The following is a 21,216-nucleotide window of genomic DNA, read 5'->3' as shown; positions in this document are numbered from 1 at the left end:
GCAGGCCGGCGCCGCGCCGGCCGCCCCCATCAGGAAGGGTCCAAAGAATGTTGCGGAGACATCTGGGCGCCATCGGGCTGTTCGCCGCGGGCCTGGCGCTTTTCCCGGCCCTGTCGACCGGCCCGGCCCTGGCGCAGGGGCGCGACCTGACCATCGTCTCCTGGGGCGGCGCCTATCAGGACGCGCAGCGGGAGATCTTCTTCCGCCCCTTCCAGCAGCAGAGCGGCGCGCGCCTCCTGGAGGAGACCTGGGACGGCGGTGTCGGTGTGCTGCGCGCCAAGATCCAGTCCGGCGCCAACAACTGGGACCTCGTTCAGGTGGAGAGCGAGGAGCTCCTGATCGGCTGCGAGGAAGGGCTGTTCGAGAAGATGGACTTCGCCGCCATCGGCGGCCGGGACCGCTACATCCCGCAGGCGGTCAGCGAATGCGGCGTCGGCAACATCCTCTATTCCTTCGTCCTCGCCTATGACCGGGCGCGCACCGCCGAGGGGCCCAAGAGCTGGGCCGAGTTCTTCGACACGAAGCTGTTCCCCGGCAAGCGCGGGCTGCGGCGCGGCCCCAAGACCACGCTGGAGATCGCCCTCCTGGCCGATGGCGTGGCGCCGGGCGAGGTCTACAAGCTGCTCGGCACCAATGCCGGGGTGGACCGCGCCTTCCGCAAGCTGGATTCGATCAAGCAGGACATCGTCTGGTGGGAGCGCGGCAGCCAGCCGGCGCAGCTGCTGGCCAGCGGCGAGGTCGCCATGACCAACGCGTACAACGGCCGCATCACCGCCGCCAACCAGAATGACGGCCGCAATTTCGGCATCGCCTGGGCGCAGAATCTCTACACCCTGGATTCCTGGGTCATCATGAAGGACAGCCCGAACAAATCGCGGGCCCAGGCCTTCCTGAAGTTCGTCGGCGAGCCCCGGGTCGCGGCCGAGCTGCCGCCGCGCATCGCCTATGGCCCGACGGTGAAGGGCGCCAACGAGCTGGTCTCCCCGGAGGTGCTGGCCAACCTGCCGACGGCGCCGGCGAATGCCGCCAGCGCGCTCGAGATCAGTGACCGGTTCTGGCTCGACAATCTCGACAAGCTGAGCCAGCGCTTCAACAACTGGCTGTCGCGCTGACCTTGTCCGCGCGCTGGAAGGCGGCGGCGCTGGTCGCGCCGCTGCTGCTGTTCCTCCTGGCGGTCTTCATCCTGCCAATCGGCGCTTTTCTCCTGCGCGCCGTGCAGGAGAGCGATGTCGCGCCCGTGCTGCCGCGCACCGTCTCCGCCCTCGCCGGCTGGGACGGGGCGGGGCTGCCCGGCGACGACGCCTTCGCCGCCGTGATCGAGGATCTGCGCGAGGCGCGCGAGCGCGACCGGGCGGCGGGGGGCGGCGAGATCGCCCGCGCCTCGGCCCGGCTGAACGCCGACTGGCCGGGCTTCCGCAGCCTGCTGCCGATGACGGCGCGCCGTGTCGCGCAGGAGCTTGAGGGCGCCCCGCGCGAGGCCCTCGCCGGCATCAGCGAGGACTGGGCCACGCCCGAGCCCTGGGCCGCGATCCGCCGCGCCGGCGGGCCGGTTTCGGACTTCAATCTGCTCGCCGTGCTCGATCTGAAGCGGGACGCGGCGGGCCACATCGCCGCCGCGCCGCCGGACCAGGCGATCTTCCGCGGCATCCTGTGGCGCACCCTCTGGATCGGCGCCCTGGCGACGCTGCTCTGCCTCGCCATCGGCTATCCGCTGGCCTGGCTGATCGCGACGGCGCCGCCGCGCCTGGTGCCCTGGCTGCTGGCCGGCGTGCTGCTGCCCTTCTGGACCAGCCTGATCGTCCGCACCGCCGCCTGGATGGTGCTGCTGCAGCGCGAGGGCGTGCTGAACGCCGCGCTGCAGGCGCTGCGGCTGACCTCGGAGCCGCTGCCGCTGCTGTTCAACCGGGGCTCGGTGCTGCTGGCCATGGTGCATATCCTGCTGCCGTTCATGGTGCTGCCGATCTATGCCAGCCTGAAGGCGCTGGACTGGCGCCTGCCCCGCGCCGCGCGCTCGCTCGGCGCCTCGCCCCTGCGGGCCTTCCTGCGGGTCTCGCTGCCGCTCTCCCTGCCGGGGGTGGGGGCGGGCTGCCTGCTGGTCTTCATCCAGGCGCTGGGCTTCTACGTGACCCCGGCGCTGCTCGGCGGGGCCAATGACCAGATGCTGCCCTATTTCGTCGCCTTCTATGCCTCGCGCACCGTCAACTGGGGCATGGCGGCGGCGCTCTCCTGCCTGATCCTGCTCGCCGTCGCCGTCATCCTGGCGGTCTATGGGAAGCTGATCGGCTTCTCGCGGATGCGTCCCGCATGATGGCGACCTCACGCCTCGCGCTCTGGATCTTCGGCCTGCTGGCGCTGGTCTTCCTGCTGGCGCCGGTGCTGCTGATCCTGCCGCTCTCCTTCTCGGCCGGGTCCTTCCTCTACTATCCGCTGCCCGGCCTGTCCTTCCGCTGGTACGCCGATTTCTGGACCTCCGGCTTCTGGCTGCCGGCGCTGTGGAACAGCCTGCGCCTCGGCACGGTGGCGGCGCTGCTCGCGGGCGTGCTCGGCACCCTGGCCGCCTTCGGCCTCTGGCGCGGCAACTTCCCCGGCCAGCGCCTGGTGATGGCGGTGCTGCTGGCGCCGATGGTGGTGCCGGTGGTCATCGTCGCCGTGGCGCTGCTGCTGGCCTTCGGGCCGCTGGGCCTGACCAACAGCTTCCTCGGCCTGGTGCTGGGTCACGCCGCGCTGGGCGCGCCCTTCGTCCTCGTCACCGTGCTGGCCGCGCTGCAGCAGTTCGACGCGGTGCAGCTCCGCGCCGCCGCCGCCTGCGGCGCCTCGCCGCTGCGGGCCTTCCTGCGCGTCTGCCTGCCGCAGATCATGCCCGGCGTGGCGGCCGGCGCCATCTTCGCCTTCGCCACCTCGCTCGACGAGGTGGTGGTGACGCTCTTTCTCGCCGGTCCGGCGCAGCGCACCCTGCCGCGGCAGATGTTCTCCGGGCTGAACGATTCCATCAGCCTGACCATCATGGCGGCGGCCATGGTGATGGTGCTGCTCTCGGCCCTGCTGCTGCTGGCGGTCACGCTGCTGCGCCGCAAGCGGTAGGCGCGCTCAATGCCCGGTGCCGGAGAGCAGGTTGATGACCAGCACCCCGGCCAGGATGAGCCCGATCCCGGCGAGGGCCGCGGCGTCCAGCCGCTGCCCGAAGCCGATCCAGCCGACCAGCGCGATCAGCACGATGCCGATGCCGGACCAGAGGGCATAGGCGATGCCCATCGGCAGGCCGCGCGTCAGGGCCTGCGCCAGGAACCAGAAGGCGCCGGCATAGCCCAGCACCACCACCACCGAGGGCCACGGCCGGGTGAAGCCGCGCGAGGCGTTGAGGGCGGAGGTGGCGATGACCTCGAGCAGGATGGCGAGGCCCAGATACAGGTGCTGCATGCCCCGCTCCTGCCGGCGCCACCCGGGGCGGTCAAGTTGCGGAGGCGGGTGCATCCCCTCCGGCGGCGGCGAGTTACGGCCCTGTCATCCCTGGGAGAAGCACCATGACCCTCGCACCTCCGAGTCTCGGACCGAACCGTCGGGGCGCCCTGGCGCTGGGCGCCGCCCTGCTGGCCGCCGGCACCCTGGCCGCCCCGCGGCGCCTCTTCGCCCAGGCCGCGACCCCGCCGGCCTCCGGCCCCTATTCCCTGCCGGCGCTGCCCTATGCCGCCAATGCGCTGGAGCCGCATATCGACGCCGCCACCATGGAGCTTCATCACGGCAAGCATCACGCGGCCTATGTGACCAATCTGAACAACGCGCTGAAGGACCATGGCCAGCTCGCCGGCATGAAGCTGGAGGAGCTGCTCACCAAGCTTCCCGAGGCGCCCGAGGCGGTGCGCACGGCGCTGCGCAACAATGGTGGCGGCCATGCCAACCACGCCATGTTCTGGCAGATCATGGGCCCCGGCGGCGGCACGCCCTCCGGCGAGCTGGCCCAGGCGATCGACCGCGACCTGGGCGGCCTCGACAAGATGAAGACCGATTTCAACGCCGCCGGCGGACGCGTGTTCGGCTCGGGCTGGGTCTTCGTCACCGTCGACCGCGAGGGCAAGCTGGCCCTGACCTCGCGCCCGAACCAGGACACGCCGCTGATGGACGGCCAGCGGGTGCTGATGGGCAACGACGTCTGGGAGCACGCCTACTACCTGAAGTACAACAACCGCCGGCCCGAATATCTGGCGGCGTGGTGGAACGTGGTGGACTGGGCCAAGGTCGGGCAGCGCTACGCCGCCGCCAAGGCCGGCACGCTGGCGATCTAGGCCGGAGCGGGAACCGGGCGGGATCGGCCCCGGCCGGGTGGTCGGCGCCTTTTCCGATGGAACGCCTCAGCCGAGGAAGAAGCGCCAGAGCAAGGGCAGCAGGAGCGCGCTGATCAGCGCGTTCAGCCCCATGGCCATGCCGCTGAAGGCCCCGGCGGTGGCGTTCACCGAGATCGCGCGCGCCGTGCCGATGCCGTGCGCGGCGGTGCCCATGGCCAGGCCCCGGGCGCGCCAGTCCCGCACCCGGGCAAGGTTCAGCATCGCCGGGCCAAGCGTCGCCCCGGTCACGCCCGAGCCCAGCACCACCGCCGCCGTCAGCCCCGGCAGGCCACCGATCTGCTCGGCGATGCCCATGGCCACCGGCATGGTGACGGAGCGGGGCGCCAGGCTGGCGGTCACCTCCGGCGCGGCCCGCAGCAGCAGCGCGAAGGCCACGCCGGAGAAGGCGGCGGCCAGTCCGCCGCAGGCGATCGCCAGCAGCGCGGCGAGGGCGGAGCTGCGAACATGGTGCCATTGCCGGTAGAGCGGCACGGCCAGCGCCACGGTGGCGGGCCCAAGCAGGAAGTGCACGAACTGCGCGCCCTGGAAATAGGCGCGGTAATCCACCCCGGCGGCGAGCAGCAGACCGGCGAGCAGGATGACGGCCAGCAGCACCGGATTGGCCACCGGATGCCAGCGGCACAGCGCGGCGAGGCGCAGCCCGGCCAGCCAGGCGAGGAGGGTGGCGGTCAGCGCCGCCAGCGGATCGCGCGCCAGATAGACCCAGATCTCGGTAAGGTCGACCATCAGCCGAGCCGCCGCATCAGAAGCTGGGCCAGCAGCCCGGTGACGGCGATGCCGATCAGCGTGCCGGCCAGGATCGCCAGGGCCAGCGGCGCCCAGTCCCGCGCCAGCTGCGGCAGGAAGACCACGATGCCGACCCCGGCGGGCACGAAGAGCAGGCCGAGATGGCGCAGCACCGCATCCGCCGTGCCGCCGAGACCGGGCGCGCCGGGATCGGTGCCGCCGGCGCCGGGGGACCAGCGGTCGCGCAGCAGCAACCCGGCGAAGAGCAGGGCCATGCCGAGGACCGGGCCGGGGACGGGCAGGTGCAGCGCGCGGGCCAGCAACTCGCCGAGCAACTGGCAGAGGAGGAGGATGGTCATGCCGCCGATCATGGCGCGGCACTCCATCGCAGGACGGCAGGCGGGCGCAGGACGGCAGGCTGGACAGGCACGGGCAGGCTCCCCGGTTGATGATGCACTGCGCCTAGACTTCCTCCCCGCCCGCCTGGAACGCCATCCCCGCTTTGCGCGGGGCGGCGTCAAGAAAAACGGCAGGCTCCGGGGGGCCTGCCGTGAAGGTGGCCGTGCCGGGGAGGGGGCACGGCGTGGTGCCAGGGAGAGTGTGGCACCGGGGAGGAGGACAGGGCCGGGGGGCGGCCCTGGCGCCATCATGGCGGGAACAGCCTGCCATTCCCTTAAGACGCGGCGGGAAATTGGCCGCGCCCCCTTGCCGGACGGCGCCGTCTCGCCAACCCTCCGGCGGGACAGGATCGGGAGGAGAGCAAGGTCATGACATCGCCGGCCAGGCCGCCAGCAACGCGGCTGCCACTCACGGGGCTGCCGCTCACGGGACTAAAGGTGCTGGAACTCGGGCACTACATCGCGGGGCCCTTCGCCACCCGCCTGCTGGCCGACATGGGCGCCGAGGTGGTGAAGGTGGAGCCGCCCGAGGGCGACCCCATCCGCGGCTGGGGCAGCCGGCACAACGGGCATCCGGTCTGGTTCAGCATCCATGGCCGCAACAAGCTCTCCGTCACCCTCGACCTCAAGAACCCGCGCGACCAGGCGCGGCTGCTGAAGCTCGCCGCCCGCGCGGACGCGCTGGTGGAGAACTTCCGCCCCGGCTACCTGGAGCGCATCGGCCTCGGCCCCGACCGCCTGCGGGAGGCCAACCCGCGCCTCGTCATCGCCCGCGTCTCCGGCTACGGGCAGGACGGGCCCTATCGCGACAAGCCCGCCTTCGGCGCCATCGGGGAGGCCATGGGGGGTCTGCGGCACCTCACCGCCAATCCCGGCCAGACCGAGCTGCCGCCGCCGCGCTGCGGCCTCTCGATCAGCGACGACCTGGCCGGGATGTATGCCGCCATGGCCGTGGTCTCGGCCTGCTGGGGGCGGGATGCGGGCGAGGGGGGCGGCGGGCGCACCATCGACATCAACCTGGTCGACAGCGTCTTCAGCCTGAGCGAGGGCATCCTTCCGGAATACGGGCTGACCGGGAAGATCCGGCAACCGGCGGGCGCCGCCATCCCGACCGCGGCGCCGACCAACACCTATCCCTGCGCCGACGGCAAGTGGCTCTGCGTCGCCGGCAATTCGGACTTCATCTTCCGCCGGCTGATGGCCGCCATCGGCCGGCCGGATCTCGCCGACGATCCGCGCATGGCCGACAATGGCGGGCGTTGCGCCCATGCGGCGGAGCTGGACGCCGCCATCGCCGACTGGACCCGCACCCTGCCCGCCCGCGAGGCGCAGGAGCGGCTGGAGGCGGTGGACGTGCCCTGCTCGCGCCTCTTCGATATCCGCGACATCGCCGAGGACCCGCATTTCCTCGCCCGCGATTCGGTGATGCCGGTCGATGACCCGCTGCTCGGCCCCGTGCTGCACCCGGCGGCGCCCTTCCGCTTCGACGGCGTCACCCCGCGCGAGATGGTGCGCTGGACGGGACCGGCCGCCGGGGCGCACAACGAACAGGTTTTCCAGGACTGGCTCGGGGAGGAGCAGCAGGCATGACGGACAGCGTCACCATCAGCGAGGTCGCTCCGCGCGACGGGCTGCAATCCATCGGCCCCTTCGTGCCGACCGAACGCAAGATCGAGATGGTCCGCGCGCTGCACGCGGCCGGGCTGCGGCGCATGGAGGTGGGCAGCTTCGTCAGCCCCCGGCACGTGCCGCAGATGGCCGACACGGCGGAGGTGCTGAAGGCGGCCAAGGCGCTGCCCGGCCTCGAATGCACCGTGCTGGTGCCGAACCGCAAGGGCTTCGACCTGGCCATGGCGGCGGGCGCCGACCGGCTCGGCTTCTTCATGTCCGTCACCGAGGCGCACAACAAGGCCAACCTGAACCGCAGCCGGGCCGAGAGCCTGGCCGAGCTCTCGGAGCTGGTGCGCGAGGGCGCGGCGGCGGGTGTCGCGATGCGCTTCAACCTCTCCTGCGCCTTCCACTGCCCCTTCGAGGGGGTGGTGCCGCAGGCGGCGGCGCTGGAGATGGTCGGGCGCGCCGCCGCGCTCGATCCGGGGATGGAGATCGGCATCGCCGACACCACCGGAAACGCCGCGCCCGATCAGGTGGCGGAGGTCTTCCGGCAGGCGCTGGCGCGGCACGGCAACCCGCTCGCCTACCACGGCCACGACACCTATGGCCTGGGCGTCGCCAATGCGCTGGCCGCCTTCGAGGCCGGCTGCCGGGTCTTCGACGGTGCCGCCGGCGGCCTGGGCGGCTGCCCCTTCGCCCCCGGCGCGACCGGCAACACCGCGACGGAGGACCTCGTCTGGATGTTCCACCGGATGGGCGTCGCGACCGGCATCGACTGGACGAGGCTGCTCGTCGCGGCCGATCTCTGCGCCGCCGTGCCCGGTGGCACGCCGGGCGGGCGGATGCGCGGCGTGCCGGCGGCGCGGGCGGCGTGACGCGGCGCCCCGCGGCGGGCCAGGGGTGGCGGTAGGCGGCCCGCGCGATGGCTGACAGGCGCCGTCCCGGCCTCCGCCGGCTCTGGCCGCTCATCCTGCCTCTCCTGCTCATGGCCTGCGGCGGTTCCCCTTCCGGCCCGGTGCTGGGCGCGGCGGCGCTGCGCGAGCCGGTCACCTGCGTGCCCTATGCCCGGGCGCGCTCCGGCATCGACCTGCGCGGCGATGCCTGGGAGTGGTGGGGGGCGGCCGCAGGGCGCTACGGGCGCGGCCGGGCCCCGCGGCCGGGCAGCATCCTGGTGATCGACCGCTCGGCCCGGCTGCGGGACGGGCATCTGGCGGTGGTCAGCCGCGTCCTCTCGGCGCGGGAGATCCGGGTGGACCACGCCAACTGGGCCAGCGGCCGGCTGAAGGGCCGCATCATGCGCGACCAACCGGTGCGCGACGTCTCGGCGGCGAATGACTGGTCCCTGGTCCGGGTCTGGTATCCGCCGGCCGACGGCTACGGCGTCACCAGCTATCCCGCCGCCGGCTTCATCCATCCCGCCGGCGCCTGGGCGGCGCGCTGAGGCGCGGGCCCCAGGGTGATGGGGGAGGGCGGCGGCCCGCGCAGGGGCGCCCCGCGCCGATCCGGCTGGACGCTGGGGCGGGACCATGCTGCAAGCGGTGCGACGACCGTTCCACCGGAGAGATCATTCCCATGCCGCGCCGCCGTTCCCTCCTCGCCCTGGGCACCGCCGCCTCGGCCGCCTCGCTGGCCTCATTCCCGATGGCGCGGGCGCAGTCCGGCTGGCCCGACCGGCCGGTGCGCTTCATCGTCCCCTTTCCCGGCGGCTCCTCGCCGGACCTGACGGGCCGGCTGGTGGCGCAGCACCTAGCCGATGTGCTGGGGCAGCCGGTGGTGGTGGAGAACAAGGCCGGCGCGGGCGGCAATATCGGCACCGACACGGTCGCCAAGGCGACGGACGGGCTGACCCTCGGGCTCTCGATCAACGGCCCGCTCTCCACCGCGCCCGCGCTCTACCGCGGCCTGCCCTACGACCCGCAGAAGGACCTGGCGATGATCTCGCTGCTGGTGCGGGGCGGCCAGGTCCTGGCGGTGAACCGGGATCTCCCGGTGACGGATTTCGCCGGCTTCGTCGCCCATGCCAGGGCCAATCCCGGAAAGCTCACCTTCGGCTCGGTCGGCGCCGGTTCGGGCGGGCATCTGGCCATGGAGGACATCAAGGGCCGGCTCGGCCTGACGCTGGAGCACGTGCCCTATCGCGGCTTCCCGCCCGCCGTGCTCGACCTGACGGCCGGGCGCATCAGCGCCATGGTGGTGACCGCGGCGGCCATCCTGCCGCAGCTCCGCGAGGGCACCGCCCGCGCTTTGGCGGTGACGACCGAGGCGCGCATGCCGCAGCTTCCCGAGGTGCCGACGCTGGTCGAGCTCGGGCTGGACGGCGCGGTCTCCTACGGATGGCAGGTGATGATCGCGCCGACGGGGACGCCGGCCGAGCGGGTCGCGCTGCTGGCGCGGGAGGCCCGCCGCGCCCTCTCCACCGAGCGGGCCCGGCAGGTCATGGAGGCGGCCGCCTTCGAGGTGGTGGCGGGGACGCCGGAGGAGGCGGCCGCCTATGTCGCCGCGGAGGCGGCCCGCTGGGGCGGGCTGATCCGCGATCTCGGCCTGAGCCTGGAGGGCTGAAGCCGCTCCGGGCGCCCATCGGGGCGCCCGTCGGGGAGGGGGCGGACCCCCTCCCGCGGGCCGCTCAGTGCGTGCGCTCGGCCGGGTATTCCGGGGCCTTCTGGCCGCGGGTCTTCCACAGCGACAGCGCCACCGAGCCGGCGATGATGCCCGCCGTCGCCATCAGGGCATATTCCACCGGCACCGCCTTGCCGCCGGCGAACCAGTTGGCCAGCATCTTGGCGCCGACGATCATCAGCACGATCGACAGCCCGTGCTTGAGGTAGTGGAAGCGGTGGATGACGCCGGCCAGCGCGAAGTACATGGCGCGCAGGCCGAGGATGGCGAAGACATTGGCCGTGTAGACGATGAAGGGGTCGGTCGAGACGGCGAAGATCGCCGGGATGCTGTCGAGGGCGAAGAGCAGGTCCGTCAGCTCGACCAGGATCAGCACCAGCAGCAGCGGCGTGACCATCAGCTTGCCGCCCTCGCGCACGGTGAAGGCCTTGCCGCGGAAGCCTTCCGTCACCGGCAGGCGGCGGCGCAGCCAGGCGAGGACCGGGCTCTCCGTGGGATCGGGCTCCTCATCGGCCGCGCGCAGCATCTTCCAGCCGCTCCAGATCAGGAACAGGCCGAAGAGCACCATGATCCAGTCGAACTCGCGCATCAGCGCGGTGCCCACCAGGATCATCACGCCGCGCATCACCAGCGCGCCCAGGATGCCCCAGAACAGCACCCGGTGCTGATAGGCCGGCGGCACGCCGAACTTGGCGAAGAGCAGGACGAAGACGAAGATGTTATCGACCGAGAGCGACCACTCGATGACATAGCCGGTGAGGAATTCCAGCGCCTTGGTGCTGCGCTCCTCCGGCGTCGCGCCATAGCTCATCCAGAGCCAGCCGAAGAACAGCAGGGCCAGCCCGATATAGGCGGCCGACTTGATCAGGGCGGTGCGGACCGGCACCGGGGCGGGGTCGCCATTGGCGTCCTTGCGGGCGAACAGGCCGAGGTCGAGCGCCAGAAGCCCGAGCACGGCGGCGTTGAAGATCACCCAGAACCAGATTGAAGCTTCCACGTGGGACGGCTCCTCAGGAAAGGGGGCCCGTCCGGCGGCCGCAGATTATCCGCGGTCACAAGGGAAGATGCGCGTCCGGGCCCGATTGCGCGAGAAGTCGATCCGACATCGCGAAGGCGGCTGTTCGCCGCCAGGTCGCCAGAGGGGCCCGGATCCGTCTCCATGGATGAAGGAAAATTCACCTCAAGGCAAGCCTGATTTGTTTCCGCAGTTGTTTCCCGGCGCGAATCACGCCATCTCCCGGTTTGCGTGAGGCCGGTGCCGACACTACTGTCGGACACTGAGGAGACGCGGTCAGGCCGGCGGGGAGCATCCCTTCAGGTCGGTGGCCGCCCAAATGGATCGAGGCGTGGCTATGGGTTCCTTCAGCATCTGGCACTGGCTCGTTGTGCTGCTCGTCATCCTGCTGCTGTTCGGCGGCGGCAAGATCAGCGGTCTGATGGGCGACCTCGCGAAGGGCATCAAGTCCTTCAAGCAGAACATGAAGGAGGATGACGACAAGGATGCCTCCATGGCCGCCGATGCGCCCTCCCGGCCGGCCGGCAACCTCTCGGGCCCCGGTGTGAACCAGGCGCGCAACACCAGCACCGAGCCGAACACCTCCAACTCCTCGCACCCCGCCGCCTGATCCCGGGGCGGGGGCGGCCCGCCCCCACCGGCGGCACGAGGCCCGATCGCGGGGCCAGGCACGGATGCCCTCCGGCCTGGCCCTTGGGCTTTTCCGGCCGCCTGCCGCCTGTCCGGAAGGCGCCGGATATCCCGAAAACGTCATTCCTCCGCCATCCTCCGGCAGGCTTCGCCGCTGTATGCGGCGCCGTGCCCGATCCCGATCGCAGCCGACTCCGGGAGCCCATGCCCGATGCCCGTCTCCGCCCCTTCCGAGAGCGTCGTCCAGGATATCCTCCGCGCCGGCCGGCGCATGGACAGCCGCAACTGGGTGCCCGCCACGGCCGGCAATCTCTCCGTCCGGCTGGAGGGGGAGCGGGTCGCGGTGACGCGCTCGGGCTTCCACAAGGGCTTCCTCACGCCGGACGCGGTCATGGTGGTCGGCCTGGATGGCGCCGCGGAGGACCCGACGCTCCGGCCCTCGGCCGAGACCCTGCTGCATTGCGGCCTCTACCGCCGCTTTCCCGAGGCCGGGGCCGCGCTGCACGGCCATTCCATCGCCGCCACGGTGCTGTCGCGCCAGGCCGGAGCGGCGATCCGGCTGGAGGGCTACGAACTGCTGAAGGCCTTCCCCGGCCTCTCCACCCATGACGCCGCGGTCGAGCTGCCGGTCCTGGACAACGACCAGGACATCGCGCGGCTGCAGCGGGCGGTGGAGGCGCGGTGGGATCGCCTCTCGGGAATCGCCGCCGCCATTCCGCCGGGCTATTTGATCCGCGGGCACGGCGTCTATGTATGGGCGGACGGCATGGAGGCGGCTCTGGCGCGGCTGGAGGCGCTCGAATTCATGCTTGAGTGCGAACTGCAAGCCCGGAGGGTCCGATGAGCCTGTTGACCATCAAGGATGCCGAGACCAGCGCCGAGCTCCTGCGCTCCAGCGATCCGGCCGAGATCGCGGCGGCACTGGCCCCGATCCACGTCCGCTTCGAGCGCTGGGAGGTGGCGCCGCTGCCGGAGGGCGCCTCGGCCGAGGCCGTGCTGGAGGCCTATCGCCCGCAGCTCGACGCCCTCATGGCCGGCACCGGCGCGGGCACGGCGGATGTCATCCGGCTCACCACCGACCATCCGCAGAAGGAGGCGCTGCGCAGCAAGTTCCTCTCGGAGCATATCCACACCGAGGACGAGGTCCGCTTCTTCCACGAGGGCAGCGGCAACTTCATCATGCATGTCGACGGCAAGGTCTATGACGCCCATTGCACCCGGGGCGACCTGATCAGCGTGCCGGCCAACACCCGGCACTGGTTCGACGCCGGCACCGAGCCGCATGTCACGGCGCTGCGGATCTTCACCGACACCACCGGCTGGACGCCCCACTACACCGGCGCCGACATCGCCGAGCGCTTTCCCGCCGTGACCGGTTGAGCATGACCGCCGTCCTGCCACATGGCCCGGTCTCGGCCGTCCTGACCGATATCGAGGGCACCACCAGCGCCATCGCCTTCGTCAAGGAGACGCTGTTCCCCTATGCCGAGGCCCGGCTCGACGCCTTCCTGGACGCGCAGGAGGGCGAGCCGGAGGTGGCGGCCGCGCTCGCCGCCGCCGCCCGGGCCGCCGCGCCGGGCGAGCCGGTGCGCGCCGCGCTGCGCCGCTGGATGGCCGAGGACGCCAAGGTCGCCCCGCTCAAGACGCTGCAGGGGATGATCTGGCGGCAAGGCTACCTGGACGGCGAGATCCAGGGCCATCTCTGGCCGGATGTGGCGCCCTGCCTGCGGGCCTGGGCGCGGGCGGGCATCCTGCTCAACGTCTATTCCTCCGGATCGGTGGCGGCGCAGAAGCTGCTCTTCGCCCATTCCGTCGCCGGCGATCTGATGCCGCTGCTCAACGGCCTGTTCGACACCGCCGTGGGGGGCAAGCGGGAGGCCGCGAGCTACGCCGCCATCGCCCAGCGGTTGCAGATGCCGCCGGGCGAGATCCTGTTCCTCTCGGATGTGGCCGAGGAACTGGACGCGGCGGCGACGGCGGGTTTCGCCACCTGCCAGCTGGTGCGGCCGCGGGACGGCACCCGGCCCAGCGGCCGCCACGCCGAGGCGCCCGACTTCCCCGGCGTCGCCGGCCTTTTCGGCCTGCCGGTGCCGCGCCACCTGACCGGCGAAGCCGCCTGACCGCAGCCCTTCAGCAAGCCCTCGGGCGGGAGCCTTCCCCGGCATGATGACCATCTACACCGTGCTGGAGGGACGCGCCGTGCGGCGCGAGGGCATTCCGGAGCCGGCGGCGTTGCGCGCCGCGGTCTGGATCGACCTGCTCTCGCCGACGCCGGAGGAGGAGCAGGCCGTGCAGGCCGCCCTCGACCTCGAGATCCCGACGCGTGAGGAGATGCAGGAGATCGAGAGCTCCTCGCGCCTCTACAAGGAGGGGGAGGCCCTCTTCCTCACCGCCAACTTCCTCTATGGCGTGGACGAGGGGGAATATGGCTCGACCGCCATCAGCTTCGTGCTGGCGGAGAGCAATCTGGTCACCGTGCGCTATGCCACGCCCAAGGCCTTCACCTTGTTCGCCAACCGGGTGCTGCGCGCGCCGGCGCTGCTGGCCAGCCCGGACAGCGTGATGATCCATCTGTTCGAGCAGGTGGTCGACCGCCTGGCCGATGTGCTGGAGCGGATCGGCGCCGACATGGACCGGGCCAGCAAGGCCGCCTTCCGCAATGCCAACAGCGCGCAGCGCGTGAAGGTCAAGGCGCGCGACGCGGTGCTGAAGGACGTGCTGATCGCGCTCGGCCAGGTGGGCGAGGTCACCAGCCGCGCCAACGAGACCCTGCTCGGCCTCTCGCGCATCCTGACCTTCGTCGGCGCCGAGAAATCCTCGGCCGTGCGCAAGGAGAACCGGGTCGGCATCAAGACGCTGATGCGCGACGTCCGCTCGCTGATCGAGCACGCCGGCTTCCAGAACAACAAGGCCAACTTCCTGCTCGATGCGGTGCTCGGCATCATCAACATCGACCAGAACGGCATCATCAAGACCTTCACCGTGGCCAGCGTGGCGCTGATGCCGCCGACGCTGGTCGCCAGCATCTACGGCATGAACTTCGCCGAGATGCCCGAGCTGAAGCTGGCCTTCGGCTATCCGCTGGCCCTGCTGATCATGATCATCAGCGCGCTGCTGCCGGTGTTCTACTTCAAGCGCAAGGGCTGGCTCTGACGCGGCGTCGCCGAAGCGTCATCCTCCGCCGGCTTGACAGGAGGGGCGGCCCGGTCCTGCCTCGCTGCATGGTCGCGAATCCCTTCGAGCGCTTCATCGACCCCGTGGCGCCTCCCGGGGCGCCCGCCAGCCGCTGGCTCGGCACGCCGGTGCCGGAGGCGCCGCCGCCGCCCGGGCTGCTCGGCTTCTACTGGTACTTCGTCCGCCAGGCGCGTCTGCTCTTCGCCCTTCTCTTCGGGGCCGGCCTGGCGGTGGCGCTGCTCGACGCGCTGATCCCGGTCTTCATCGGCCGCGTCGTGGGCCTTCTGGCGGAGCACGAGCCGGGGCGGCTCTTCGCGGAAAGCTGGCCCGCGCTGCTCGGCATGGCGGCCGTGCTGCTGATCGGCCGGCCGCTGGCCATCCTGGCGCAGAACCTGGTCGGGCAGATGGCGATCAATGCCGGCGTCACCAGCATGATCCGCTGGCAGAGCCACTGGCACGTGGTGCGCCAGGGCTGGGCCTTCTTCCAGGAGGATTTCGCCGGCCGCATCGCCAACCGCGTCATGCAGGCCGGGCCGGCGCTGCGGGAGAGCGTGGTGCAGTCGGTCAACGCGGTCTGGTACATCCTGGTCTACGGGACCGGCGCGGTGATCTACCTGGCCACCGCCGACCTCTGGCTGGCGCTGCCGATCCTGGTCTGGTTCGCCGCCTATTGCGCCCTGCTGCGCTTCATCGTGCCGCGCCTGCGCGACCGCGCCAGGGCGGCCTCCGAGCAGCGCAGCCTGCTCACCGGCCGCATCGTCGACAGCTACACCAATATCCTGACCCTGAAGCTCTTCGCCCGCGCCGAGGACGAGGACGCCTTCGTGCGCGAGGGCGTGCTCGGGCTGAACGCCGCCTTCCAGCGCCAGATGCGGCTGATCACCCTGAACGGCCTGCTGCTCTCCAGCCTGAACGCCGCCATGCTGGTGGCCATGGCGGCGATCGCGCTGACGCTGTGGGACCGCGGCGTCATCACCGTGGGGCTGGTGGCGGCGGCGCTGCCCATGGCCTGGCAGATCGCCAATATCTCCGGCTGGGTCGCCTTCAACGTCGCCGGCATCTTCGAGAACCTGGGCGTGGTGCAGGAGGCGAGCGGCAGCATCGCGGTGCCGCCCACCGCCGCCGACGCGCCCGATGCGCGGCCGCTCGTGGTGGCGCGGGGCGAGATCCGCTTCGAGCATGTGCGCTTCGCCTATGGCGGCACGCGCGGCGTGCTGCGCGACTTCGATCTGACGGTGCGGGCCGGCGAGCGGGTCGGGCTGGTCGGGCATTCCGGCGCCGGCAAGACGACGGCGATCAATCTGCTGCTGCGCTTCTTCGCGCCCGAGGGCGGGCGCATCCTGATCGACGGGCAGGACATCGCCGGCGTCACGCAGGAGAGCCTGCGCGGCGCCATCGGCGTGGTGACGCAGGACACCGCCCTGCTGCACCGCTCGATCCGCGACAACATCCGCTACGGCCGGCCGCGCGCCAGCCAGGCCGAGGTGGAGGCCGCGGCGCGCCTGGCCGAGGCGGACGGCTTCATCCGCGACCTGCGCGACTGGCGGGGCCGCAGCGGCTACGACGCGCATGCCGGCGAGCGCGGCGTGAAGCTCTCGGGCGGGCAGCGGCAGCGCGTGGCCATCGCCCGCGTGCTGCTCAAGGATGCGCCGATCCTGGTGCTGGACGAGGCCACCAGCGCCCTCGATTCCGAGGTGGAGGCGGCGATCCAGGGCCAGCTGGCGCGGCTCATGGCGGGCAAGACGGTGATCGCCATCGCCCATCGCCTGTCCACGCTGGCCAGCATGGACAGGCTGGTGGTGCTGGAGGAGGGGCGCGTGGTCGAGCAGGGCAGCCACGACGAACTGCTGGCCCGGGACGGTGCCTATGCCCGGCTGTGGAAGCGCCAGTCGGGCGGCTTCCTGGAGGGGTAGTCTTTACGGGCCCGAGGCCGGTTGACCGCGAGGCGGCCCGCCCGGAAGCTGCGGTGCCGCAGAGGAGCCCCGCCATGCCCGCCACCCATCATCTCGACGCCAGTCCGGAGACGGTCCGCTTCGGCGCCTTCGATGCCGCCTTCGCGCCGGTGCTGACCGTCGCCTCGGGCGATCTGGTCGTCATGCAATGCGTCTCCGGCCCGGCCGAGGTGATGCCGCCCGCGCGGAGCGGCCTGGAGATCCCGCCGGCGCTGCGGGCGATCCACGCGGCGGTGGCGGAGGGCCGCCTGCCGCGCCTCGGTCCGCACCTCGTCACCGGGCCGGTGGCGGTGGAGGGCGCCGAGCCGGGCGATTGCCTGCGTATCGACATCGAGGCGATCGAGCTGGGCGCGGACTGGGGCTACAACCACTTCCGGCCGCTGGTCGGCACCCTGCCGGAGGACTTCCCCTATCGCCGCCTGGTGCACATCCCGGTGGACCGCGCCGCGATGACCTGCCGCCTTCCCTTCGGGCCCGAGCCGGATGCCGCGGGGCAGGGCGGCCTGACCCTGCCGCTCTCGCCCTTCTTCGGCGTCATGGGCGTGGCGCCGCCGGGCGAATGGGGGCAGATCTCGACCAAGGAGCCGCGCGCGCATGGCGGCAACCTGGACAACAAGGAACTGGTGGCGGGCAGCACCCTCTACCTGCCGGTGCACCGCCCGGGCGCGCTGTTCAGCGCCGGTGACGGCCACGGCGTGCAGGGCGATGGCGAGGTCTGCGTGACGGCCCTGGAGATGTGCCTGACGGGGCATTTCCGGCTCTCCCTGCTGAAGGGGGGCGGGCAGCGGGCCCCGGTCCTGGGCTTCCCGCGCGCCGAGACGCCGACGCATTTCATCAGCATGGGCATCCATGAGGATCTGGATCTGGCGATGAAGCAGGCCTTGCGCGAGATGATCGCCTTCATTACCTCCCGCAGTCGCCTAAGTGCGGCCGATGCGTATCAATTTTGCTCCCTGGCTGTCGATTTTCACGTCACTCAGACAGTAAATGGGGAGAAAGGCGTGCATGGACTTCTGCGCAAAGGCCTCCTGTTCTGATCGTGCGGGCGCGATTTCTGGCGCCGGCGACGGGATAACATCGTCGGGATTGGCGCCTTTTCACTTGCGCGCGTGGTTTTCCACAAGTTTTCGGAGTCGTTCGCCAATCCGCATCTTGTGCCGCCCCCCTGGGTTTCACTACCGTATCTGGTAGTAGGAGGCCGGTAATGGACTGGACAGCGGAAGCGATCGATGCCTTGCGCGCCCTTTGGGCGGAGGGCCATTCGACGGCCGAGATCGGCCGGCGGATGGGGATCTCCAAGAATGCCGTGGTCGGCAAGGCGCATCGCCTGAACCTGCCGGCGCGCCCGAGCCCGATCCGCCGCGAGGCGACGGAAGCCTCCCCGGCGCGCTCCCAGGTTGTCGCGGCCGCGCCGGTGCAGCCGGCCGTGGCCGAAAGGCCCGCGCCGCCGCCGCCCGCGCCGCCCCCCGCTCCCACGCCTCTCATGGCGACGACCACCCTGGCCCCGGCCACCCGCCCGCTGGTGGCCGCACCGGAACTGGCGGTGCCCCGTGCCGCCCCGCCGCGCCGCGCGGTGCCGGCTCCCGCCACCGCGGTCGTGCGGCCCTTCCAGCGCAGCGGCGGCCGCAGCTGCTGCTGGCCCATCGGCGAGCCGGGCACGCCGGAGTTCCGCTTCTGCACGGCCGAGGCCATCCCCGGGAAGCCCTATTGCCCCGAGCATGCCGCCGTCGCCTATGTGAAGGCGCGCGACCGCCGTGAGGATGCCGCCTGACGCGAGCCCACCCTGGGAGAGGATGCGCGAAGGGCCCGGGAGCCGTCCTCCCGGGCCCTTCGCCGTTCCGGGGCGGGCGGGCTCAGCCCACCGCCGCCTCGCGCCGGGCGCGCCGCCCGCGCCGCCCCCAGCCGGGGGGCGCCTCGCTGGGGGGGCCCCCCCCCCGCCCGCCCCGCGCCGGCCGATCAGCCGGCGCCGCACCATGCCGGAGAGCGCATCGATGGCGGCGACGGTCAGCACCATCAGGATGATGATGAAGGCCACCTCGTCCCAGTGCCGCACCTTAATGCGCTCGGCGATCTGCAGGCCGATGCCGCCGGCGCCGACCACGCCGAGGATGGCCGCCGAGCGGGTGTTGCTCTCGAAGAAGTAGAGCGCCTGCGCCAGCATCACCGGCAGCACCTGCGGCAGCACGCCATAGCGCAGGGCATGCAGCCGCCCGCCGCCGGCGGCGATGACGCCCTCGCTCTGCCGCTTCTCGGCATTCTCGATCGCCTCGGCGTAGAGCTTGGCCAGCACGGCGAGGTCGCTGGTGAAGATGGCCAGCACGCCGGCCAGCGGGCCGAGGCCCACGGCGCGCACATAGGCCAGCGCCCAGATCAGCTGATCGACGCCGCGGATGCCGTCGAAGACACGGCGCAGCGAGAAGCGCAGCAGGGTCACGGTGATGACGTTGCGCGCGCCGAGGAAGCCGAGCGGCACGGCGACCAGCGCGGCCAGGACGGTGCCGAGGAAGGCCATGGCGACGCTTTCCGCCATGCCCTTCAGGATGTCGAGCCAGAGCTCGCCGGGGCTCGGCGGCACCATCAGCCGCAGGATGGTGAAGAGGCCGGACAGGCCGTTCCACAGCCGCGCGGGCGTGATGTCGAACAGCCAGAGGCTCCAGGCGAGCCAGGCCAGGAAGGCGGCGCCGCCCGCCCAGCGCAGCGTCCGGCCCATCGGCGTCGGCCCGAAGGCGCGGGGGTGGCTGCGTTTCCAGTCGGCGATCGAGGCGGACATCTCAGCGCTCTCCCGCGGTATCGATGAGGTGGTGGCGGAGCCGCTCGGAGACCAGGTCGATCAGCATGACGGTGAGGACGATGAGCAGCACGATGGCGCTGATCTCCTCGTAGTAGTTGAAGGCGATCACCTGATAGAGCTCCTGCCCGATGCCGCCGGCGCCGACGAAGCCGATGACGCTGGCGCCGCGCACATTGATCTCGAAGCGCAGCAGCGCGTAGCTGACGAGGTTCGGCGCGACCTGCGGCAGCACGGCGTAGCGGCAGGCCTGGGCCCAGTTGGCGCCGGAGGCGCGCAGCCCGTCCCAGGCCTGCATCTCGGTGTTCTCGATCACCTCCGAGAACAGCTTGCCCAGTGCGCCGGCGGTGTGGATGGCGATCGCCAGGATGCCGGCCAGGGGCCCGACGCCGAAGGCCCAGACGAAGATCAACGCGTAGACGATCTCGGGGATGGTGCGCGTCGCCTCCAGCCCGCGCCGGGTGATCTGGTGCGCCCAGGCGTTGGGCGCGATGTTGCGCGCCGCCGGGAAGGCCAGCAGCAGCGCCACCGCGGCGCCGGAGAGCGTCGCCAGGGCCGCCATCTGCGCCGTCTGCAGCAGCAGCAGCGCCCAGGTGTCGAGGCGGTAGAACCAGAAGGCCAGGCTGCCCTCCGTCTCCACGCCGGAGAACAGCGCGTCCCAGCGCAGCGTGGGCAGGATGCGGCCGAAATACTCGCCGATGCGCGGCAGGCCGGCGAGCAGGGTGGCGGGATGGAACTCGCTCATCCAGCCCGCCGCCAGCAGGCCGGCGAGGAGAAGGGCGAGGCCGAGGGCGGTCCGGACGCGGCGCTGGCGGCGGAGGTCACGATAGGCCTCCTCCCCGCGTCGCACCGCCGGCAGATGAGCGGCGATGGCGTGCATGCTATCCGCGGCGGCGCCGGGCCGCCGCCTCCTCCTGTCTGAGGTCGATGAAGAGCTGGTAGTCGGCGTGCCGCGCCTCGCGGTAGCCGGTGCCCTCGCCACGGCTGATCTGGCGGTAGATCTCGGGATGCGCGCGGGGCAGGGCGAGGAAGAATTGCAGCAGGTCGCGCTTCAGCGCGTCCGGCAGGTCGGCGCGGACGGTGATCGGCCCGGTGGCGATCGGCTCGGAGCGCCAGATGAGGCGGACGTCGCGCATGTCGAGCATGCCCTTGTCCACCATGGCGCGGAGATTGCCGCGGGTGAAGCCGCGCGCCGCGTCGCCCTGGCCCGAGGCCCAGGTGCAGCAGGCGTCATACTGCTTCTGCAGCACGGCGACGACGGCCTGCTCGTGCCCGCCGGCGAAGCCGGTGCGGGAGAAATAGCGGTCGATATCGATGCCCTGGCGGCGCAGCGCGGCGCGCGGCAGCAGGTAGCCGCTGGCGGAATTCGGATCGGCCCAGGCGAGCGAGCGGCCCCGCATGCCGGCGAGGTCCTGGATGCCGGCATCGGCCCGCGCCACCATCACGGCGAGATAGCCAATGGAGCCGTCCTCCTGCTCCGGCACCACCAGCGGCTCGACGCCGCCCTTCGTGTCGAGCCAGGCGCCGGCATAGGCGGAGGCGCCGAGCGAGGCGATCTCCACCTGTCCCGCCGCGAAGGCCTGCATGACACCGGCATAGTCGCCCGAGGGATAGACCCGCACCGGCACGCCGAAGGTCGCCTCCATCAGCGCGCGGTAGCCGTCGAAGCGCGCCAGGCGGTCCACCTCGTTCTCGCCGCCCATCAGCGCGATGCCGAGGCGTGGCACCTGCCCGGCCCAGGGCCGGCGGCCGGGGGCGGGGAAGGCGACATCGCCATCCGCGCTCCTCCGCTGCGCCCGCGCGGAGCGGGGCGAGGCCAGCAGCGCGGCGGCGGCGAGGGCGGTGAGGTGGCGTCGGCTGGGCTGCATGTCTCGGCTCCGCTGCGGCGCCCCGGAGGATGGAGGAAGGATCGGAAGGGCGCCCGAGCGGATGGTTGTAGGTCAGATGGCGTCCGGGCGGGCGCGCG

The 21,216-nt window shown here is 71.8% G+C and carries 22 protein-coding genes and 1 pseudogene; 16 read left to right on the top strand and 7 right to left on the bottom strand.

The features are described from left to right. The first annotated feature begins 47 nt into the window (after positions 1-47). The 3 genes from ACVMLK_RS05630 to ACVMLK_RS05620 are packed head-to-tail and all read left to right on the top strand — an operon-like array spanning position 48 to position 3,081. Entirely contained in the window at positions 48-1,112 is a 1,065-nt protein-coding gene (locus tag ACVMLK_RS05630) for an ABC transporter substrate-binding protein (RefSeq protein ID WP_198365723.1), read from the top strand. Positions 1,113-1,114: 2 nt separating this feature from the next. After that, positions 1,115-2,308, top strand: a complete 1,194-nt coding sequence (locus tag ACVMLK_RS05625; RefSeq protein ID WP_422921887.1) for an ABC transporter permease — start codon at positions 1,115-1,117, stop codon at positions 2,306-2,308. After that, entirely contained in the window at positions 2,305-3,081 is a 777-nt protein-coding gene (locus ACVMLK_RS05620) for an ABC transporter permease (protein ID WP_422921886.1), read from the top strand. Before ACVMLK_RS05625 ends, ACVMLK_RS05620 begins: the two co-directional genes overlap by 4 nt. A 6-nt stretch (positions 3,082-3,087) precedes the next feature. Here ACVMLK_RS05620 and ACVMLK_RS05615 read toward each other — a convergent pair whose 3' ends face one another. After that, entirely contained in the window at positions 3,088-3,417 is a 330-nt protein-coding gene (locus tag ACVMLK_RS05615) for a DMT family transporter (protein ID WP_198365725.1), read from the bottom strand. Between the two features lie 104 nt (positions 3,418-3,521). Between ACVMLK_RS05615 and ACVMLK_RS05610 the strand changes: the two genes are divergently transcribed. Next, positions 3,522-4,280, top strand: a complete 759-nt coding sequence (locus tag ACVMLK_RS05610) for a superoxide dismutase (protein WP_198365726.1) — start codon at positions 3,522-3,524, stop codon at positions 4,278-4,280. A 66-nt stretch (positions 4,281-4,346) separates the two neighbouring features. Here the strand turns inward: ACVMLK_RS05610 and ACVMLK_RS05605 are convergent, their stop codons facing one another. Both ACVMLK_RS05605 and ACVMLK_RS05600 read right to left on the bottom strand, forming a co-directional pair. Then, on the bottom strand, positions 4,347-5,066 hold the full coding sequence (locus ACVMLK_RS05605) for an LrgB family protein (protein WP_198365727.1): 720 nt from the start codon (positions 5,064-5,066) through the stop codon (positions 4,347-4,349). After that, positions 5,066-5,425 carry a CidA/LrgA family protein gene (locus ACVMLK_RS05600; RefSeq protein ID WP_370591957.1) on the bottom strand — a complete coding sequence of 120 codons (360 nt, stop codon included), beginning with the start codon at positions 5,423-5,425 and terminating at the stop codon, positions 5,066-5,068. Before ACVMLK_RS05600 ends, ACVMLK_RS05605 begins: the two co-directional genes overlap by 1 nt. A 408-nt stretch (positions 5,426-5,833) precedes the next feature. Here ACVMLK_RS05600 and ACVMLK_RS05595 point away from each other — a divergent pair, with 408 nt between their 5' ends. From ACVMLK_RS05595 to ACVMLK_RS05580, 4 genes are all read left to right on the top strand, one after another. Beyond that, a complete protein-coding gene (locus ACVMLK_RS05595) occupies positions 5,834-7,054 on the top strand; it encodes a CaiB/BaiF CoA transferase family protein (RefSeq protein ID WP_457485843.1) in 1,221 nt (406 codons plus the stop codon). Continuing rightward, positions 7,051-7,950 carry a hydroxymethylglutaryl-CoA lyase gene (locus ACVMLK_RS05590; RefSeq protein WP_198365730.1) on the top strand — a complete coding sequence of 300 codons (900 nt, stop codon included), beginning with the start codon at positions 7,051-7,053 and terminating at the stop codon, positions 7,948-7,950. The genes ACVMLK_RS05595 and ACVMLK_RS05590 overlap by 4 nt, the downstream gene beginning before the upstream one ends. A gap of 47 nt (positions 7,951-7,997) precedes the next feature. Next, positions 7,998-8,516 (top strand): CHAP domain-containing protein, encoded by a 519-nt coding sequence (locus ACVMLK_RS05585; protein WP_198365731.1) that lies wholly within the window; start codon positions 7,998-8,000, stop codon positions 8,514-8,516. Positions 8,517-8,647: 131 nt separating this feature from the next. Further along, positions 8,648-9,634 (top strand): Bug family tripartite tricarboxylate transporter substrate binding protein, encoded by a 987-nt coding sequence (locus ACVMLK_RS05580; RefSeq protein ID WP_232477008.1) that lies wholly within the window; start codon positions 8,648-8,650, stop codon positions 9,632-9,634. A 64-nt stretch (positions 9,635-9,698) separates the two neighbouring features. Here ACVMLK_RS05580 and ACVMLK_RS05575 read toward each other — a convergent pair whose 3' ends face one another. Then, positions 9,699-10,688: a TerC family protein gene (locus ACVMLK_RS05575; protein ID WP_198365732.1), complete on the bottom strand. Its 990-nt coding sequence runs from the start codon at positions 10,686-10,688 to the stop codon at positions 9,699-9,701. Positions 10,689-11,043: 355 nt separating this feature from the next. On the opposite strand from ACVMLK_RS05575, the gene ACVMLK_RS05570 reads away from it, so the two are divergent. From ACVMLK_RS05570 to ACVMLK_RS05535, 8 genes are all read left to right on the top strand, one after another. Then, entirely contained in the window at positions 11,044-11,316 is a 273-nt protein-coding gene (locus tag ACVMLK_RS05570) for a twin-arginine translocase TatA/TatE family subunit (RefSeq protein ID WP_198366172.1), read from the top strand. A gap of 231 nt (positions 11,317-11,547) precedes the next feature. Further along, a complete protein-coding gene (locus tag ACVMLK_RS05565) occupies positions 11,548-12,180 on the top strand; it encodes a methylthioribulose 1-phosphate dehydratase (RefSeq protein ID WP_457485842.1) in 633 nt (210 codons plus the stop codon). Continuing rightward, positions 12,177-12,716, top strand: a complete 540-nt coding sequence (locus ACVMLK_RS05560) for a 1,2-dihydroxy-3-keto-5-methylthiopentene dioxygenase (RefSeq protein ID WP_457485841.1) — start codon at positions 12,177-12,179, stop codon at positions 12,714-12,716. Before ACVMLK_RS05565 ends, ACVMLK_RS05560 begins: the two co-directional genes overlap by 4 nt. A 2-nt stretch (positions 12,717-12,718) precedes the next feature. After that, positions 12,719-13,456 (top strand): acireductone synthase, encoded by a 738-nt coding sequence (gene mtnC, locus ACVMLK_RS05555; RefSeq protein WP_422921879.1) that lies wholly within the window; start codon positions 12,719-12,721, stop codon positions 13,454-13,456. Between the two features lie 43 nt (positions 13,457-13,499). Continuing rightward, positions 13,500-14,489: a magnesium transporter CorA family protein gene (locus tag ACVMLK_RS05550; RefSeq protein WP_198365736.1), complete on the top strand. Its 990-nt coding sequence runs from the start codon at positions 13,500-13,502 to the stop codon at positions 14,487-14,489. Between the two features lie 68 nt (positions 14,490-14,557). Next, positions 14,558-16,423, top strand: a complete 1,866-nt coding sequence (locus tag ACVMLK_RS05545) for an ABC transporter ATP-binding protein (RefSeq protein ID WP_198365737.1) — start codon at positions 14,558-14,560, stop codon at positions 16,421-16,423. Between the two features lie 74 nt (positions 16,424-16,497). Then, complete coding sequence (locus tag ACVMLK_RS05540; RefSeq protein ID WP_198365738.1) at positions 16,498-17,499, top strand: acetamidase/formamidase family protein; 1,002 nt, start codon at positions 16,498-16,500, stop codon at positions 17,497-17,499. 167 nt (positions 17,500-17,666) lie between these two features. After that, entirely contained in the window at positions 17,667-18,233 is a 567-nt protein-coding gene (locus ACVMLK_RS05535; protein WP_457485850.1) for a GcrA family cell cycle regulator, read from the top strand. Between the two features lie 195 nt (positions 18,234-18,428). Here ACVMLK_RS05535 and phnE (ACVMLK_RS05530) read toward each other — a convergent pair. The 3 genes and pseudogenes from phnE (ACVMLK_RS05530) to phnD form a co-directional block, all read right to left on the bottom strand. After that, positions 18,429-19,172, bottom strand: a pseudogene (gene phnE / locus ACVMLK_RS05530) (phosphonate ABC transporter, permease protein PhnE); the annotation flags it as partial. Positions 19,173-19,233: 61 nt separating this feature from the next. Continuing rightward, entirely contained in the window at positions 19,234-20,130 is an 897-nt protein-coding gene (gene phnE, locus ACVMLK_RS05525; protein WP_457485840.1) for a phosphonate ABC transporter, permease protein PhnE, read from the bottom strand. A gap of 1 nt (position 20,131) precedes the next feature. Continuing rightward, positions 20,132-21,118 (bottom strand): phosphate/phosphite/phosphonate ABC transporter substrate-binding protein, encoded by a 987-nt coding sequence (gene phnD / locus ACVMLK_RS05520; protein ID WP_198365742.1) that lies wholly within the window; start codon positions 21,116-21,118, stop codon positions 20,132-20,134. Positions 21,119-21,216 lie beyond the last annotated feature (98 nt).

This window comes from Teichococcus aerofrigidensis, assembly GCF_054073225.1.
The sequence above is the reverse complement of the archived record's forward strand: the minus strand, read 5'-3'. Positions and strand labels throughout refer to the sequence as shown.